The sequence below is a fragment of the Phreatobacter sp. AB_2022a genome (assembly GCF_026847585.1).
Taxonomy (GTDB): Bacteria; Pseudomonadota; Alphaproteobacteria; order Rhizobiales; family Phreatobacteraceae; genus Phreatobacter.
This window is the reverse complement of sequence record NZ_JAPSET010000034.1, coordinates 25,939-42,704: the sequence shown is the minus strand read 5'-3', so window position 1 is coordinate 42,704 and position 16,766 is coordinate 25,939. Positions and strand designations below refer to the sequence as shown.

Here is a 16,766-nt window from a genome sequence, read left to right as displayed (position 1 = left end):
TGATGGCCGGCGCGGCGCCCTCCGCAAGCCCCCGCAAGGCGCGGCAATGGCGGCGGGCCGAGGCGGCTGGTCGGATCGGTGCCATCAATCGGCCGCGGCCATCGTGCCCAATGCCGCCGGCCGTCCCTGTCCCGGGGTCGGGGTGCCCGCGCGCAGGGCGCCGGTCGGCCGCAACCCTTGGAGGCGCCCATGGAACTGCGCGTCGCGATCGTCGGCCTCGTCGCGTCATTGGCCCTGCCACCGGTGGCCAGCGCCGCCCCACGCCCTGCGGCCTATGGTCCGGACTGGCACCGGTCGAACTTCTGGCCCGGCGAATATCCCGGTGGTTTCACCCTGGATGACGATGTCACCATCTCCATCCGCAACCGGCCCGATCCGCAGGCGCCCGCAACCCTCACCTGCCGGATGCGCCGCGGCGCGACCTACCACCCCTGGAATGCCGCCCGCAACGCGAGCGACGGCCTGCGCTACGTGACCTATACGAAGACCGCGTCCTACCGCGTCAGCACGCCCTTCACCGCCCGTGTCAGCGACAGCCGGGGCGCGCGGACGCTCGACCTGCCCGCCGGCGCCACCTGGACCTATCTGGCCGGCCTCGCCGAAGGCCAGTTCCGCTTCCGCTACGACGGCCGGACCTATACCGGCTCGCAGGAGCTGTTCGACAAGTCGGTGGAGGTCGATGCCGGCGCGCGCGTTCCCGACGACGAATGGCTGCAGCTGCGCTGCGCCAATGGCGCGCGCGGCTGGCTGCTGCTCCGCGACGTCAGGGGGCGAGCCGGCTTCGGCTCGCCCAACATCACCGACTATGGCAAGGCGGCCGACCGGCGCTAGCGGGCCTGGCCGCGCGGCGACGGCCCGGGCGCAAATCCGCCGGGTCCGTCGACATTGACGACGGTCTCGCCCTCGCCGAGGCGGACGAAGACGTAGTGGACATCGTCGCCGCCCTCGACGATCTGGCAGCGATGGATCGCCCGCCGCGGGAAATAGGCGTAGTCACCCTTGCCGATCTCGAAGGATTCGGTGCCGTCCTCGCCGTAGTCGACACGAATGCGGCCCGACAGCATGTACATGACGCTGTCGAACTCCTGGTGGTGGTGCCATTGGCTCGGCGCGGCGAGCGCCGTCACGTGGCACTGGCCGACCCAGAGCGGCCCGGCCTCCAGCGCCTTCCTGCGGTTCTGGCCGGGTGTATTCGGACCATCGGTGAGCTGGTCGGCTGTGACGAAGCCGATCTTCTGAAACAGGCCTGCATCCATGGCATTGTCCTCGTGGCTTCCGCCCGTCCCTTGAGCGGAGCGGCCTTTAGTCTAGTCTGGTCGAATGGAGACAATTGGCCAATTCCTGTCGCCAACCAGACAGGCCGAGATCCTGCCGTTCGAGACCGCGCCGCGGCCGGTCGTCGGCTTCGCGCGCAACTATCCGGCCGGCCTGTCGACGGGCATGCACAGCCACCCGCGCGCGCAGCTGCTCTATGCCATCTCCGGCGTCATGCGGGTGGACACCGGCGGATCGAACTATCTGGTCCCGCCGACCACCGGCCTGTTTCTGCCGGCGGATGCGGAGCACGCGATCAGCATGGACGGGCCGGTGGCGATGCGCGCCCTGTTCATGCGCGAGGACGCGGCAAGCCGCGTCGCGAGGGCGGCCAAGGTCATCGCCGTCTCGGGCCTGCTGCGCGAGGTCATTCTCGCCGCCTGCGCCGAGCCGGTGGACTGGGAGCCGGGCGGACGCGGCCATCACCTCTCGGAACTGGCCCTCGACGAGATCGGCCGCGCCTCCCCCCTGCCGCTCGGCCTGCCGCTGCCGCGGGACGCCCGGCTCCGGCGGGTGGTGAGCGCGCTGCTCGCGCGCCCCGATGACACCCGCAACCTCGAGGACTGGGCGACCGTCGCCAATGCCTCGAGCAGGACGCTGGCGCGCATGTTCAGGGCCGAGACCGGCATGAGCTTCCGCCAATGGCGCCAGCAGGTCCGGCTGACCGCGGCGCTGAGCGCCCTGGCGACGGGGGCCACGCCGGCCCGGGCCGCGGCCATTGCCGGCTTCGACAGCGTGCCTGCCTTCGGCGCGGCGTTCCGCGCACAGTTCGGCCTCACGCCCGGCCAGGCGCGGCAGCTCCATCCCGGCATGCACGGCTAGCCTTCGCCCGCAATCCTCTTGTGATCGCGCCCGCGCATACTATCGTATGAAAAGGGCCGGATGGGTGGCGTGGCCCCGATTCCGTGGAGCGAGCCTGAAGCCGTGACCCAGCAGCCGCGCGACACACCGCAATTCTACCTGACCGCGCCGACGGACTGCCCCTATCTGCCCGGCCAGATGGAGCGCAAGGTGTTCACCCATCTCGTCGGTCCGAGGGCCGGCGAGCTCAACGACATCCTGACCCAGGGCGGTTTCCGCCGCTCACAGTCGATCGCCTACCGGCCGGCCTGCGAGAATTGCCGGGCCTGCATCTCCGTGCGCGTACCGGTGGCCGACTTCGTCATGACCCGTTCGTTCCGCCGGGTGATGAAGGCCAATGCCGACCTGACCGGCGAGATGCGCGCGGCCGTGCCGACCTCGGAGCAATATTCGATCTTCCGCGCCTATCTCGACTGGCGCCACCGCTCCGGCGGCATGGCCGACATGACCGTGCTCGACTATGCGCTGATGGTCGAGGACAGCCACGTGACGACGCGCCTGGTCGAATATCGCCGCCGCGACGCCGACACCGCCGTGACGGGCCGGTCGAAAGGCGAGCTCGTCGCCTGCGTCCTGACCGACGTGCTCGCGGACGGCCTGTCGCTGGTCTATTCCTTCTTCGAGCCGGAGCTTGCCGACCGCTCGCTCGGCACGCTGGTCATCCTCGACCACATCGCCCGGGCCCGCGCCATGGGCCTGCCCTACGTCTATCTCGGCTACTGGGTCGAGGGCTCGCGCAAGATGGACTACAAGGCCCGCTTCCTGCCGCAGGAACGGCTGCATCCGGAAGGCTGGGTGCGCCATGACGAGCCCGCGCGGGGCTAGGGCTTAAGCCCGCCCGTCCGATCGGGCTCGATCTCCCCTGCCGACAACCATCGCGACATCGTCGTCCCGCCTGAGCTGCCCCCTGCCCGTCGGCCGGCGCCGGATGCCGGTCGCGCCGGTCGCCGGATCAGCTCGCCTTGACATGCAGGTATTTACCTGCATATTCTCGCCGCAATGAAGGTTGAGGACGATGGACGCTGACAAGGTCTTCAAGGCTCTGGGCGATCCGACCCGGAGGAGGCTCCTGGACCTTCTGCATGGCAGGAACGGACAGACGCTCGGCCAGCTTTGCGAAAACCTGGACATGGCGCGCCAGTCCGTCACGCAGCACCTGGACCTGCTGGAGGCCGCGAATCTCGTGACCACGCTGAAGCGTGGCCGGGAGAAGCTTCATTTCATCAACCCCGTCCCCCTGCACGAGGTCTACGAGCGCTGGGTGCGCAAGTTCGAACGCCCGCGCCTCAGTCTTCTGCACGACCTCAAGAAAGAACTCGAAGGAGAGTAGAATGACCGAGGCGACCACCAGCTTCGTCTATGTGACCTATATCGCCGCGACGCCGCAGAGGGTGTTCGAGGCGATCGCCAGGCCGGAGATCGCCGGCCGCTACTGGGGGCACGAAAACGTGTCCGACTGGGCCCCCGGCTCGCGCTGGGACCACGTCGCGGTCTCCGATCGCAGCGTCAAGATCTCGGGCCATGTGGTGGAGAACACGCCGCCGAAGCGGCTCGTCATCACCTGGGCCAGCCCGGCAAGCTTTCCCGACCCGAAAAAGCACAGCCGCGTCACCTTCGACATCACCCCTTACGACGACGGCATGGTGCGCCTCACCGTCACCCACGACGAGCTGGAGGCCGGCGGCGCCATGGCGGCAGGCGTCAGCAAGGGCTGGCCGTGCGTGCTCTCCAGCCTGAAGTCCTTCCTCGAAACCGGCCGGCCGCTGAACGTTTTCGCAAAACCCATCGACGGCGCCGCGGCGGCGGCGTGAACCCTCCATGTCCGAAAGGTCCGAGACGATGACCAAGCCCCTGACCGGCGGATGCGCCTGCGGCGCCATCCGCTACGAGGCGACGAGCGAACCGGTCGCCCAGATCCATTGCCAGTGCCGCGAATGCCAGAAGCGCAGCGGCACCGGCCATTCCTCCTATCTCGCTTTCAGCCCGCGCGGCAGCGTGCGGATCGAGGGCCAGGCGACGACCTGGCGGGTCGCCGGCGACAGCGGCAATGTGAAGATCCACGCCTTCTGCCCGACCTGCGGCTCGCCCGTCTATCTCGACTTCGAGGCTTCGCCCGACGTCATCGCGTTCCATCCCGGCAGCCTGGACGATCCCGGCCGGTTCCGGCCCAAAGCCGTGACCTATGCGATCCGCGGCCATGCCTGGGACGTGATGGATCCGTCGCTGACGGTCTTCGAAACGATGCCGCCGGGCGGATGACCGCCGCGGCCGGCGCGCGTCGCCGTCACAGGGTGACGACGATCTTGCCGAACTGCTCGTTCGATTCCAGAAACCGATGGGCCTCGACGATCGCGTCGAAACGGAAGGTCCTGGCGACCGTCGGACGGAACGCTCCCGCCGCCAGTCCGTCGAGAATGAAGGCCTTCGCAGCCGCAAGGCGGGCGGGATCCCCGACGATTTCGTGCATGAGATAGCCGCGGAAGGTCAGGCTCTTCGCCAGCACATCGAGCAGCGGGAACGGCGTCGGCTCGGGGCTGAGGCCGCCATATTCGATCAGGATGCCGCCGCGCGCCATGCTCGCGGCGAGCGGCCCGAACAGCGGACCGCCGACGGCGTCGAAGACGACCCGCACCCCGTCCGGGCCGGCAATCGCCTTCAGACGCTCGGCGAGGTCCTCTTCCGCCGCCGCCACCACATGCGGCGCGCCCGCCGCCAGCAGCGCCATGCGCTTGGTCGACGTGCGGGTGACGGCGACCGCCGTCGCGCCGACGCGCCGGGCGATCTGCAGCGCGGCCAGCCCGACGCTGCTCGATGCGGCCGTGACCACGACGACGTCCCCGCGGCCGAGCCCGGCAATGTCGATCAATGCGCCATAGGCCGTGACATAGGCCATCCAGGTGGCCGCGGCCTGCTCAAAGCTCAGCGCGTCGGGATGATGGACGACGAGCTCCATGGGGAAGGTCGCAAGCTCGCCATAGGCCGGCCAGCGCTCCATCGAAACCGGCGGCACGACGCTGACGGCGTCGCCCGGGGCGAAGCCTGCAACCCCCGCGCCCAGCCGCTCGACGGTGCCGGCCGCCTCCAGGCCGAGGCCCGAAGGCAGGCGCGGCGTCTGGATGTAGCGGCCCTGGCGCATGAGGGCCTCGGCCCGGTTGAGTCCCAGCGCCTTGACGCGGATCTGCACCTCGCCCGGTCCGGGGTGGGGCATCTCGACCTCTTCGATGCGCAGCACGTCCGGGCCGCCATGACGATGAAAACGAACGACGCGTGTCACGGGCTCACTCCAAATCAAATAGGCGGAATGATCTATGTGCGTACCTTCGCCCTTTGATAAATCAGCGAATGCGACATTCAGTCGAAACCAGGAGTTTCGAAAAATGGATCGACTCACCAGCATGGCCGTGTTCGTCCGGGCGGTGGATCTCGGCTCGTTCGCGGCGGCCGCTGCAGCGCTCGACCTGTCCGCGCCGATGGTCGGCAAGCACGTGCGCTTCCTCGAGGAGCGGCTCGGCGCGCGCCTGATCAACCGCACGACGCGCCGGCAGAGCCTGACCAATCTCGGGCAGGCCTACTATGAGCGCTGCCGCCTGGTGCTCGCGGAGGCCGAGGCCGCCGACGCCCTCGCCGACGACGAGCGGGGCGAGCCGCGCGGCACGCTGAAAGTGGCCATGCCCGTCCTGTTCGGCCAGCTCTGCGCGGCGCCGGTGCTGATCGACCTCGCCCGCCGCCATCCGAGCCTCGCGCTCGAACTCTCCCTGAGCGATCCGATCACCGATCTTGCCGAAACGGGCTTCGACCTGGCGATCCGCACAGGCCCGCTGGACGACCGGGCCGGCGTCGTCGGCCGGCTCGTCGCGCGCCAGCCGATGACCGTCTGCGCTGCGCCCGCCTATCTCGACCGCAATGGCCGGCCGGAGCGGATCGAGGATCTCAGTGGCCACCAGGCGATCCTCTATGGCCGTCCTGGCAGGCTGCGGCCATGGCTGTTCCCGGAGGATGCCGGGCCGCCGCGCGAAATCCTGCCGCCGAGCCGGCTGAAGCTCGACGATCTCGCCGCCGTCCGCGATGCCGCGGTCGCCGGCATGGGGCTCGCCTGGCTGCCGCGCTGGCTGATGCGCGAGCAGCTGCGGAGCGGCGCGCTGGTGCCGCTCATGCCCGGGCGGCGCCCCTTTCTCTACGACAGCCACGTCCTCTGGCTCAAAACCCCGCGCCTGCCGCAGAAGGTGCGCCTCGCCGTCGACGCGCTGGCCGCGGCCCTGCCCGGGATGATGGACGCGGCGAGTGGTGCATAGCGAGCGGCGAATGGCGAATTAGGGCCGGCTAGGAATAGTCAAGATTATCAGAGAAATTCTACTCGCCACCCCACCCTTCACCTGAACGGCGGTGAATATTGCAGGCCGCCGCGGTTCCACAGCTGGTTGGGGCCGCGCGGCAGGCCGATGCGGCTGCCGGAGCCGAGATTGCGCTCGAAGCTTTCGCCGTAATTGCCGACATGCCTGACGATGCGCACCACCCAATCGCGGGTGAGGCCCATGGTCTCACCGAAACTGCCGTCGACGCCGAGCAGCCGGCGCACTTCCGGATTGGTGCTGGCGAGCTGCTCCTGCACATTGGCGCGGGTGATGCCGAGCTCCTCGGCCGCGAGCATGGCGAACAGGCTCCAGCGCACGATGTCGAACCATTGCTGGTCGCCCTTGCGCACCCAGGGCCCGAGCGGCTCCTTGGAGATGATCTCCGGCAGGATCACGTGGTCCTCCGGGTTCTGCATCAGGAAGCGGTTCGTCGCGAGCTGCGACATGTCCGTGGTGTAGGCGTCGCAGCGGCCGTTCTCATAGGCCTTGGCGACCTCGTCCAGGCTGCCGAAGGTGATCACCTTGTAGGTGAGGTTGTGGGTGCGGAAATAGTCCGCGAGATTGAGCTCGTTGGTCGTGCCCTGCGACACGCAGATGGTCGCGCCGTCGAGCTCGCGCACCGATTTGAGGCCGGCCGATTTGCGCACCAGGAAACCCTGGCCGTCGTAGTAGTTGATCGCGGTGAAGGCGAGACCCTGGCTGGTTTCGCGGCCGATCGACCAGGTGGTGGTGCGGGCGAGCACGTCGATATTGCCGCCCTGCAGCGAGATCAGGCGGTCCTTGGAGGCGAGCGGCAGATAACGCGCCTTGTCGGGATCATCGAAGATGGCCGCGGCCAGCGCCCGGCAGAAGTCGGTGTCGAAGCCGCGCCAGACGCCCTTGTCGTCGGGCTGGGAAAAGCCGGGCACGCCCTGGCTCGCCCCGCACATGATGTAGCCGCGCTCGCGGATCTTCTGCAGCGTCGCGCCCTGGCCGGTATTCTGCGCCAGCGCCGGCGCCGGACCGACCACGCCGGTTCCGAACGTGCCGGCAAGGCCGAGGGCGGCGACGGCGGCGACCGCCGCCAGGCTCTTCGAAAAGCTCATGATGATCGGTTCCCGCTCTGGCGTGCGGCTTGAGCTGCCGCATCGAGCGGGTATTCAACCGAACTTGTTGTTCTTCGGGAAGCCCTTCGGCGGCAGCCGGCCGGCATCGGCGCGATTGCCGAGCCAGTCGGCCAGATCCTTCTCGGCCACAGTCCAGGTCCGGTCGGAGGAATCCTTCCAGGTCAGGCCCTCGGCGAGCGCGAAGGTCTTCACGTCGGCAAGGCCCCCGCCCTTGTACTTCTGCAGGCGCACGCCCTTGCCACGGGCCATTTCCGGCACCTGGCTGAGCGGGAAGACGACGAGCTTGCGGTTCTCGCCGACGACCGCGACATGCTCGCCCTCGACCACCCGCACGGCCACGAGCTCGTCGGGCTGATCGATGCCCATGACGCCCTTGCCCTTGCGGGTATTGGCGACGAGATCGTCCTCCGCGACCACGAACCCGCGGCCCTCGCGGGAGGCGAGCAGGACCTTCCGGCCCCCCTTGAAGGGCATGACGTCGGCGATGTCGTGCTCCTGCTCGAGATCGATCATCAGGCGGATCGGCTCGCCCGCGCCGCGTCCGCCCGGCAGCTTGGAGCCTTCGAGGGTGAACACCTTGCCGTTGGTGGCAAAGACCAGGAGCTTGGAGGTGGTCTCCGCGGGGAACGAGATCTTCAGCCGGTCGTCGGTCTTGAACGACAGCGAGGAGAGGTCCTGGACATGGCCCTTGAGCGCCCGGATCCAGCCCTTCTCGGACACGACGACGGTGATCGGCTCGCGCTCCACCAGAGCTTCGGCAATGGCACCCTCGTCATGCTCGACGGCCTCGCCGAACGTGGTGCGGCGCCTGCCGAGCGGCGTGTCCTTGCTGAACTGCTTCTTGACCCGCCCGATCTCCCAGGAAATCGTCTTCCACTGCAGCGCTTCCGAGCCGAGCAGCTTGACGATGCCGTCCTTCTCCTTCGTCAGCTCGTCATACTCCTTGCGCAGCTCGATCTCCTCGAGCTTGGCAAGAGACCGCAGGCGCATGTTGAGGATCGCCTCGACCTGCACCTCGGTCAGGTCGAACCGGGCGACGAGCGCCTTTTTCGGCTCGTCCGCAGTGCGGATGATGCGGATCACCTCGTCGATGTTGAGATAGGCGATGATCAGGCCGGCCAGCACCTCCAGCCGCCGCTCGATCTCCGCCAGGCGATGGCGCGAGCGGCGCAGCAGGACGTCGCGGCGATGGTCGACCCAGGCGCGCAGCACGTCCTTCAGGCCGACCACGCGCGGGATCTTGCCGTCCATCAGCACATTCATGTTGAGCGGGACGCGGCTCTCCAGCTCGGTGAGCCGGAACAGGCTCTCCATCATCAAGGTGCCGTCGACATTGCGCGAGCGCGGCTCGAAGACGAGCCGGATGTCCTCGGCGCTCTCGTCACGGAAATCGGCGACCAGCGGCAGCTTCTTGTCGACGATCAGCTCGGCGATCTTTTCGATGAGGCGGCCCTTGGTGACCCCGTAGGGGATCTCGGTCACCACGATGTGGTAGGTGCCGCGGCCGGTATCCTCCTGGTGCCAGCGGGCGCGCGTGCGGAAGCCGCCGCGCCCGGTCTCATAGGCTTCCGCGATGGAGGCCCTGCCCTCGATGATGATGCCGCCGGTCGGGAAATCCGGCCCCGGCACATGGGCCAGGAGGTCGTGCGTCGTGCATTTCGGATTGGCGATGAGATGCAGCGCCGCGTCGCAGATCTCGGCCGCATTGTGCGGCGGGATCGACGTCGCCATGCCGACCGCGATGCCCTGGGAGCCGTTGGCGAGCAGGTTCGGGAAGGCGCCCGGCAGGACGACCGGCTCCTCGTCCTCCTCGTTGTAGGTCTTGCGGAAATCGACCGCGTCCTCGTTGATGCCTTCCAGCAGCAGCGCCGCGACCTCGGTCATGCGCGCTTCGGTGTAGCGGTAGGCCGCCGCGCCGTCGCCGTCGATATTGCCGAAATTGCCCTGGCCGTCGACCAGCGGGTAGCGCTGGGCGAAATCCTGCGCGAGCCGCACCAGCGCGTCGTAGACCGACTGGTCGCCGTGGGGATGGAACTTGCCGATGACGTCGCCGACGATGCGCGCGCACTTCTTGAATGCCGTCCCGGGGTCCAGCTTCAGGAGCCGCATGGCGTGCAGGATGCGCCGGTGCACCGGTTTCAGGCCGTCGCGCGCATCCGGCAGCGCCCGTCCCATGATCGTGGACAGCGCATAGGACAGATAGCGCTCCTCCAGCGCATCGCGCAGATTGATGCTTTCCACGCCGTCATCACCGCCGCCGGGCGGCTGGACACGTTCGCCCATGGGTCTTGGCCTCGCGAATCGGGGGACGCTCAGATCCTCTGATTAGGCCGGCAAGGCAAGGGGAACAAGCAAGGAACCTTTTCCCGGCCGGTGCCTGTGGACGCCCGCGGCGTCAGGCCGGGCCGTATCGAGGGGCCTGCGGGCCGCCGGCAATACGATCCGGTGCGCGCACATGCCGCAACGTCAACCTCTTTTCGCCACAACTCCCCGGCCTAACTATGGACGGTCAGTTCCCTGCTTCCGGAGACCCGTAGTGAGCACCGATGCGCCGCAATCCGCTTCCCAGCCGGCCGGAATCCGCGGAGGCATGGCGCTCGACGACATCGTGCTCATTCCGCTGGCGGCGGCCCTCGTCGCGCTGAAGCGCCTGACGCGCGCCCTGATCATCCTGCTCGTCCGCCTCATCGACTTCCTGTTTCCGATCCTCCTGCAGGTGATGCGCTTTCCGCTGTTCACCCTGCGGATGATCGGCGACGGACTGACGCGCCTGATGCAGGCTATCGTCGCCATCCTGCCGCTCGGCGGCGACAAGAAGCGCGCCTGGCGCGAGGCGCTCGCCCGCGGCTGGGCCTGGCTGCGGGCCAAGATCAGCTACAAGGCGTTCGAGGAGGCGGTGCATCACGCCTTCGAGGCGGGCATGGCCTGGGTGTTCAGGACCTGCAAGACATTGAGCCCCAGCACAGCGCTGCTGGTCATCGTGGCGGCAGTGCTCTGGATCCCCATCTCGTTCGGCGCGGCGACCGCCGTGCATGCGCTGCTGATCGCCAAGGCCGCCGTCCTGCCGCCCTGGATGCAGCTTTTTCACGGCGTTGCGACCATTCTCGCCAAGAGCAAGCTGCTGGTCCTGCCGGTCTATCCGGCCGCCTGGCCGCAGGCACGCAAGCACCCGCTGGTGGAGGCCATTGCCGCGATCTGCCGGCGGATCGCGGCGCTGCCGATCGCCGCAAGGCTCGGCCTGCGCTATCGCCAGAGCGACGAGGCCGCGATCGCCGCGATCCACGCCACCCGCCGCGCCGGCCGGGCGACCGGCGCCACCCGCGCCCTCCATGGCCTGCGCGACGCCCTGTGGCGCCTCGTCGATGCGGCGGCCAGCGGCCTGCGCGTCGCGCTGCGCTGGCTGGTGAAGCGTCTCGCCCGGCTGCCGGTGCTCGGGCCGGTGGTGGCGCGTTACGCCATCGAGTACCGCCGGACCCACGAACCCCATGCGGAAACGCTCAGCACGCGCACCCGCTCGTTCTTCCAGCGCTGGTCGGTGAAGTTCACCGCCGGCTATTACGAGGCACGGGAGGCAGCCGCGGGTACGCCCGGCCATGGCGGCGGCCACGGCGGCTGACGCCGGCAGCTTCTCCGTCTCGGCCCCGTAGCTCCTGCGCGCCAAAGACGCTATCCGGACATGGCAGGCGCCGGCTAGACTTGCGCCGACAAGACGCCGTTCCCGCCCCCGGTTCGACGAGAGAGCTTTCGCCATGTTTCACCGCCTTGCCGCCGCCGTGCTCGCCCCCCTTCTCGTCGCCCTCTCCGCCGCGCTGCCGGCCAGCGAAGCGCCGGCCGCCGGCGAGCGGCCCGACCTGATCTTCCGCCGCTCCACCGTGTTCCGCCTGCTCTCGCCGAACGACAAGCTGGCCACCTACGGCATCGACGACCCCGATGTGGAGGGCGTCGCCTGCCACTTCACCGTGCCGGAAAAAGGCGGCTGGGCCGGCACGTTCGGCTTTGCCGAGCAACTGTCGGAAGTTTCGCTGTCGTGCCGGCAGATCGGCCCGATCCGCTTCCGCAACCGCACCGGCCAGGGCGACGTGGTCTTCTCCGAAGGGCGCTCGTTCTTCTTCAAGCGCGTGCAGATCGTGCGCGGCTGCGACGCCCGCCGCAACGTGCTGGTCTACATGATCTATTCGGACAAGCTGATCGACGGCTCGCCGCAGAACTCGACCTCGTCGGTTCCGATCATGCCCTGGGGCGCCAATGCCGACATCCAGCGCTGCAGCGAGTGGATCAGATAGCCCGCTTCCGGCGGCAGGACGGCCATCGACGAGCTTGACGACGCGCCTTTCATCTGCGCTATCTCAGCGCCATGAACGGTTTCTCGGTCCCTGCGGGGATGATTTGCATTTCCGGGATTATTTGCGGCTGAGCGACAGCGCTGGCCGGCAGACGTTCTTTGCCTCATCCTTCTGAAGCCAAAGATCACGCCCGGCCAGCGGAGTGCTCGGTTCGTGCTGTGCGAGGATGGCCATGACGATCAGGCTCTACAACACGCTGACCCGGTCGAAGGACGCGTTCCGTCCGATCGATCCGGACAACGTGCGCATGTATGTCTGCGGCCCGACCGTCTATGACGACGCCCATATCGGCAATGCCCGGCCGGTGATCGTCTTCGACCTGCTGTTCCGGCTGCTGCGCGCGACCTATGGCGAGGCCCGCGTCACCTATGCGCGCAACATCACCGACCTCGACGACAAGATCAACAAGCGCGCCCATGAGCGCGGCATCACCATCCGCCAGCTGACGGAAGAGACCACCGCGCGGTTCCACCGGGCGATTGACGCCCTCGGCGCCTTGCGGCCGACCGTCGAGCCGCGCGCGACCGACCATATCGAGGAGATGAAGGCACTGTGCGAGCGCCTCGTCGCCGCCGGCCACGCCTATGTCGCCGAGGGCCATGTGCTGTTCTCGGTGCCGTCCATGCCCGACTACGGCAAGCTGTCGAAACGGCCGCTGGACGACATGATCGCCGGCGCGCGCGTCGACGTCGCGCCCTACAAGCGTTCGGAAATGGACTTCGTGCTCTGGAAGCCTTCGCGCGAGGCGCATGAGCCGGGCTGGCCGAGCCCGTGCGGCATCGTCGAGCCGGGCCGGCCGGGCTGGCACATCGAGTGCTCGGCCATGAGCTGGAAGCACCTCGGCGAGGTCTTCGACATCCATGGCGGCGGCATCGACCTCGTCTTCCCGCACCACGAGAACGAGGTCGCGCAGACGACCTGCGCCTTCGGCCACCAGGTCATGGCCAATGTCTGGATGCACAACGGCTTCCTGCAGGTCGAGGGCGACAAGATGTCGAAGAGCCTCGGCAATTTCGTCACCATCCAGGAGCTGCTCGACGGCTGGCAGGGCCAGGCCTGGCCGGGCGAGGTGCTGCGCCTGACCATGCTCAAGGGCCATTACCGCCAGCCGATCGACTGGACGGTGAAGGCGATGGAGGAGAGCTGGAAAACGCTCGAAGGCTGGTATCGGACCATCGGCGGGATCGCGCCCGGCCCGGTCCCCGCGCCGGTCCTCGACGCCCTGTCCGACGATCTCAACACGGCCAAGGCGATCGCCGAGCTGCATGCGCTGGACAAGGCGGGGGACGCCCCCGGCCTTGCCGCCGCCCTCCGCCTGATGGGCTTCGATCCGGCACGCGCCGGAGAGCTCGCCGGGGCCACGGCGCTCGACGCCGTCGACACGGCGAAGGTCGAGACCCTGGTCGCCGCGCGGCTCGCCGCGCGCAAGGCCAAGGACTTCGCACTGTCCGACCGGCTGCGCGACGAGCTCGCAGCGCTCGGCATTCAACTGAAGGACGGCAAGGACAAGGCGACGGGCGAGCCGATTACCACCTGGGAGGTGACGCGCTGAGCGCGTCGCTTCCCGCCGGCGGCCGGCCCCAGGACCGTTCCGCCGGCAGTGCGAACCGGCCCCCGATCCCCTGCCCTCAAAGCGATCCGGTGCGCGGCCCGTGAGCCCGACCGGACGCCCCTCGCGAGACCGCCCGATGAGCGAACGCCTCTATCTTTTCGACACCACCCTGCGTGACGGCGCGCAGACGACCGGCGTCGACTTCACCCTGGACGACAAGCTGAAGATCGCCGCCCTGCTCGACGCGCTCGGCGTCGACTATATCGAGGGCGGCTATCCCGGAGCCAATCCGACCGATACGGCGCTGTTCTCCGAACCGCGCAACACGAAGGCCGGCTTCACCGCTTTCGGCATGACCAAGCGTGCCGGCCGCTCCGTCGCCAACGATCCGGGCGTCGCGGCGCTCCTCGATGCCCGCGCCGATGCCATCTGCTTCGTCGCCAAGGCCTGGGACTATCACGTCCATGTCGCGCTCGGCACGACACTCGAGGAGAACCTCGCCGGCATCAGGGAATCGGTCGAGGCGGCGAAAGCCCGCGGCTTCGAGGTCATGCTCGACTGCGAGCACTTCTTCGACGGCTACAAGGCCAATGCCGACTATGCCCTGGCCTGCGCCCGCGCCGCCTACGAGGCCGGCGCGCGCTGGGTGGTGCTGTGCGACACCAATGGCGGCACCCTGCCGGAGGAGGTCTACGAGATCGTCAGCGCCGTGACGCAGCACGTGCCGGGCGACCATCTCGGCATCCACGCCCATAACGACACCGAACAGGCGGTGGCGAACTCGCTCGCCGCCGTGCGGGCCGGCTGCCGCCAGATCCAGGGCACGATGAACGGGCTCGGCGAGCGCTGCGGCAATGCCAATCTCGCCTCGATCATCCCGACCCTCATGCTCAAGCAGGCCTATGCGGAGCGCTTCGAGACCGGCGTCAGCCAGGCGGCACTGGCCGAGCTGACGACGCTCTCGCGCAAGCTCGACGAACTGCTCAACCGCTCGCCCAATCGGCACGCGCCCTATGTCGGCGCCTCCGCCTTCGCCACCAAGGCCGGCATCCACGCCTCCGCCGTGCTGAAAGAGCCGGAAACCTACGAGCACGTGCCGCCGGCCAGCGTCGGCAACCGTCGCCACGTGCTGGTCTCCGAGCAGGCCGGCAAGTCCAACGTGCTGGCCGAGCTCGAACGCGTCGGCCTGACCGTCGAGAAGGATGATCCGCGCGTGGTGCGCATCCTGGAGGCGATCAAGGAGCAGGAAAGCCTCGGCTATACCTATGAGGGCGCGGACGCCTCGTTCTTCCTGCTCGCCAAGCGCATGCTGGGCGAGGTGCCCGTGTTCTTCGAGGTCGAGCGCTTCAAGGTGAATGTCGAGCGGCGCTGGAACGCCCTCGGCGACCTCGTTTCCTTCTCCGAAGCCACCGTGAAGGTGAAGGTCGGCGATGAGGAGCTGATCTCCGCGGCCGAGGGCAACGGCCCGATCAATGCGCTCGACGCCGCGCTGCGCAAGGATCTCGGCAAGTACCAGCGCTTCATCGAAGATCTCGAACTCGTCGACTTCCGCGTCCGCATCCTCAACGGCGGCACCGGCGCCATCACCCGCGTGCTTATTGAAAGCAAGGACGGCCTCGGCGACACCTGGACCACGGTCGGCGTCTCCGCCAACATCATCGACGCGAGCTTCCAGGCGCTGACCGACAGCATTACCTACAAGCTGATGAAGGACGGCGTCGACGTCTGAGCGGCCTGCCCGGACGTCACCGCAGCCATCCGGGCGCCTCCGACCAATGGACGAGGCCGGCCGCTTGCCTCCGGCGGCCGGTTTCCGGCACATAGGCGCCTCACCGACCTGACAGTCGAATGCGACGGCGGGCCTTCAAGACTGCCGCCCGGCCACAGGCGCCCTTCCCTCGAGGAGTGAGATTAATTGCAGGCCACTTCCATGCTCGACCAGGCGCTCCTGCGCCTCGATGAAGCCGCAGCCCATGTCGCTCTCGATCCCGACGTGTTGGAAAAGCTGAAATATCCGCGCGAGACGACCAAGGTCCGCCTCATGATCCGCATGGACGACGGTTCGCGCAAATCGTTCATGGCCTGGCGCTGCCGCTATGACGACACGCGCGGGCCCACCAAGGGCGGCATCCGTTTCCATCCGGAATCGACCGCCGAGGAGGTCGAGACCCTCGCCTTCTGGATGACCTTCAAATGCGCGGTGATGAACCTGCCCTATGGCGGCGGCAAGGGCGCGGTGCGCGTCGACTCGCATGCCCTGTCGAAAGCCGAGCTGGAACGCCTGTCGCGCGCCTATATCCAGGCCTTCGCCAGGATCATCGGCCCGGATCGCGATATTCCGGCGCCCGACGTCTACACCAATTCGATGATCATGGGCTGGATGGCCGATGAATATGCCTCGATCGTCGGCGAATCCGCGCCGGCCGTGATCACCGGCAAGCCGATCTCGCTCGGCGGCTCGCTCGGCCGCGACGACGCCACCGCCCGCGGCGGCTACTATCTCGTCCGGCGCCTCGCCGATCAGCTCGGCCTGGAGCCTGGCGCGCGTGTCGCGGTCCAGGGTTTCGGCAATGCCGGCCAGCATATTGCGCGCCTGCTCGCCGCCGACGGCTACCGGATCGTCGCGGCGAGCGACTCCAAGGGCGCGATCCAGCGCGCCGACGGCCTCGACGTCGAGGCCCTGCTGGCGGCGAAGAATCAGGGCAGCCTCGTCGCGCTCGCGGGCACGAACGGCATTACCGCGCTTTCCGCCGACGACCTCATCGCGGTCGACTGCGATATCCTGGTTCCCGCCGCGCTGGAAGACATGATCCACGCGCGCAATGCCGACCGGGTGAAGGCGCGCGTCGTGCTCGAGCTCGCCAACGGCCCGATCACGCCGGAGGCCGACGCCATCCTGGAACGCAAGAAGATCGTGGTCCTGCCCGACATTCTCGCCAATGCCGGCGGCGTCACCGTCTCCTATTTCGAATGGGTGCAGAACCGGCAGGGCTTCTACTGGCCGGTCGAGGAGGTGCACGAGCGCCTCAAGACCATGATGGAGCGCGAAGGCGCGGCCGTCTGGGCCATTGCCCGGGATCGCGGCATTTCCCTGCGCAGCGCAGCCTATGTCCATGCGCTCTCGCGGCTCGCCAACGCCATCCAGGCGCACGGGACCCAGCAGTTCTTCACGAGCTGAGCACAGGCACCTCCCGCCGGTCCGGCCGGCGGGGGGTGCCGGGGCCGGCGGCCTTTCGAA

16 protein-coding genes are annotated in these 16,766 nt (G+C 68.3%); 12 read left to right on the top strand and 4 right to left on the bottom strand.

Features of this window, described 5'->3' with window-relative positions; all coding sequences use genetic code 11:
• Positions 1–189: 189 nt before the first annotated feature.
• On the top strand, positions 190–831 hold the full coding sequence (locus OZ671_RS22150) for a hypothetical protein (RefSeq protein ID WP_268862730.1): 642 nt from the start codon (positions 190–192) through the stop codon (positions 829–831).
• Here the strand turns inward: OZ671_RS22150 and OZ671_RS22145 are convergent.
• Positions 828–1,256, bottom strand: a complete 429-nt coding sequence (locus tag OZ671_RS22145; protein ID WP_268862729.1) for a cupin domain-containing protein — start codon at positions 1,254–1,256, stop codon at positions 828–830. The two genes, OZ671_RS22150 and OZ671_RS22145, sit on opposite strands and share 4 nt — an antisense overlap.
• Positions 1,257–1,320: 64 nt before the next feature.
• On the opposite strand from OZ671_RS22145, the gene OZ671_RS22140 reads away from it, so the two are divergent.
• From OZ671_RS22140 to OZ671_RS22120, 5 genes are all read left to right on the top strand, one after another.
• Positions 1,321–2,136 carry an AraC family transcriptional regulator gene (locus tag OZ671_RS22140; RefSeq protein WP_268862728.1) on the top strand — a complete coding sequence of 272 codons (816 nt, stop codon included), beginning with the start codon at positions 1,321–1,323 and terminating at the stop codon, positions 2,134–2,136.
• A 102-nt stretch (positions 2,137–2,238) separates the two neighbouring features.
• Entirely contained in the window at positions 2,239–3,000 is a 762-nt protein-coding gene (locus tag OZ671_RS22135) for an arginyltransferase (RefSeq protein WP_268862763.1), read from the top strand.
• 190 nt (positions 3,001–3,190) lie between these two features.
• Positions 3,191–3,505 (top strand): ArsR/SmtB family transcription factor, encoded by a 315-nt coding sequence (locus OZ671_RS22130; RefSeq protein WP_268862727.1) that lies wholly within the window; start codon positions 3,191–3,193, stop codon positions 3,503–3,505.
• A 1-nt stretch (position 3,506) separates the two neighbouring features.
• Positions 3,507–3,986, top strand: coding sequence for an SRPBCC family protein (locus OZ671_RS22125; protein WP_268862726.1), 480 nt, complete (start codon positions 3,507–3,509; stop codon positions 3,984–3,986).
• A 28-nt stretch (positions 3,987–4,014) separates the two neighbouring features.
• Positions 4,015–4,434 carry a GFA family protein gene (locus OZ671_RS22120; protein WP_268862762.1) on the top strand — a complete coding sequence of 140 codons (420 nt, stop codon included), beginning with the start codon at positions 4,015–4,017 and terminating at the stop codon, positions 4,432–4,434.
• Between the two features lie 25 nt (positions 4,435–4,459).
• Here OZ671_RS22120 and OZ671_RS22115 read toward each other — a convergent pair whose 3' ends face one another.
• The gene (locus OZ671_RS22115) at positions 4,460–5,449 is read right to left on the bottom strand and encodes a zinc-dependent alcohol dehydrogenase family protein (protein ID WP_268862725.1); all 990 of its coding nucleotides are present in this window, start codon (positions 5,447–5,449) and stop codon (positions 4,460–4,462) included.
• Between the two features lie 103 nt (positions 5,450–5,552).
• Between OZ671_RS22115 and OZ671_RS22110 the strand changes: the two genes are divergently transcribed.
• Positions 5,553–6,467 (top strand): LysR family transcriptional regulator, encoded by a 915-nt coding sequence (locus OZ671_RS22110; RefSeq protein WP_268862724.1) that lies wholly within the window; start codon positions 5,553–5,555, stop codon positions 6,465–6,467.
• A gap of 77 nt (positions 6,468–6,544) precedes the next feature.
• On the opposite strand, the gene OZ671_RS22105 is transcribed toward OZ671_RS22110, so the two are convergent.
• A complete protein-coding gene (locus OZ671_RS22105; RefSeq protein WP_268862723.1) occupies positions 6,545–7,612 on the bottom strand; it encodes an amino acid ABC transporter substrate-binding protein in 1,068 nt (355 codons plus the stop codon).
• Positions 7,613–7,666: 54 nt separating this feature from the next.
• On the bottom strand, positions 7,667–9,916 hold the full coding sequence (gene parC, locus OZ671_RS22100; RefSeq protein ID WP_268862722.1) for a DNA topoisomerase IV subunit A: 2,250 nt from the start codon (positions 9,914–9,916) through the stop codon (positions 7,667–7,669).
• Positions 9,917–10,223: 307 nt separating this feature from the next.
• Here parC and OZ671_RS22095 point away from each other — a divergent pair, with 307 nt between their 5' ends.
• From OZ671_RS22095 to OZ671_RS22075, 5 genes are all read left to right on the top strand, one after another.
• A complete protein-coding gene (locus OZ671_RS22095) occupies positions 10,224–11,249 on the top strand; it encodes a hypothetical protein (RefSeq protein ID WP_268862721.1) in 1,026 nt (341 codons plus the stop codon).
• Between the two features lie 133 nt (positions 11,250–11,382).
• Positions 11,383–11,916 carry a CreA family protein gene (locus OZ671_RS22090; protein WP_268862720.1) on the top strand — a complete coding sequence of 178 codons (534 nt, stop codon included), beginning with the start codon at positions 11,383–11,385 and terminating at the stop codon, positions 11,914–11,916.
• A gap of 226 nt (positions 11,917–12,142) precedes the next feature.
• A complete protein-coding gene (gene cysS / locus OZ671_RS22085; RefSeq protein ID WP_268862719.1) occupies positions 12,143–13,528 on the top strand; it encodes a cysteine--tRNA ligase in 1,386 nt (461 codons plus the stop codon).
• 136 nt (positions 13,529–13,664) lie between these two features.
• The gene (cimA, locus tag OZ671_RS22080; protein WP_268862718.1) at positions 13,665–15,257 is read left to right on the top strand and encodes a citramalate synthase; all 1,593 of its coding nucleotides are present in this window, start codon (positions 13,665–13,667) and stop codon (positions 15,255–15,257) included.
• 201 nt (positions 15,258–15,458) lie between these two features.
• A complete protein-coding gene (locus tag OZ671_RS22075; RefSeq protein ID WP_268862761.1) occupies positions 15,459–16,706 on the top strand; it encodes a Glu/Leu/Phe/Val family dehydrogenase in 1,248 nt (415 codons plus the stop codon).
• The last annotated feature ends 60 nt before the right edge of the window (positions 16,707–16,766 follow it).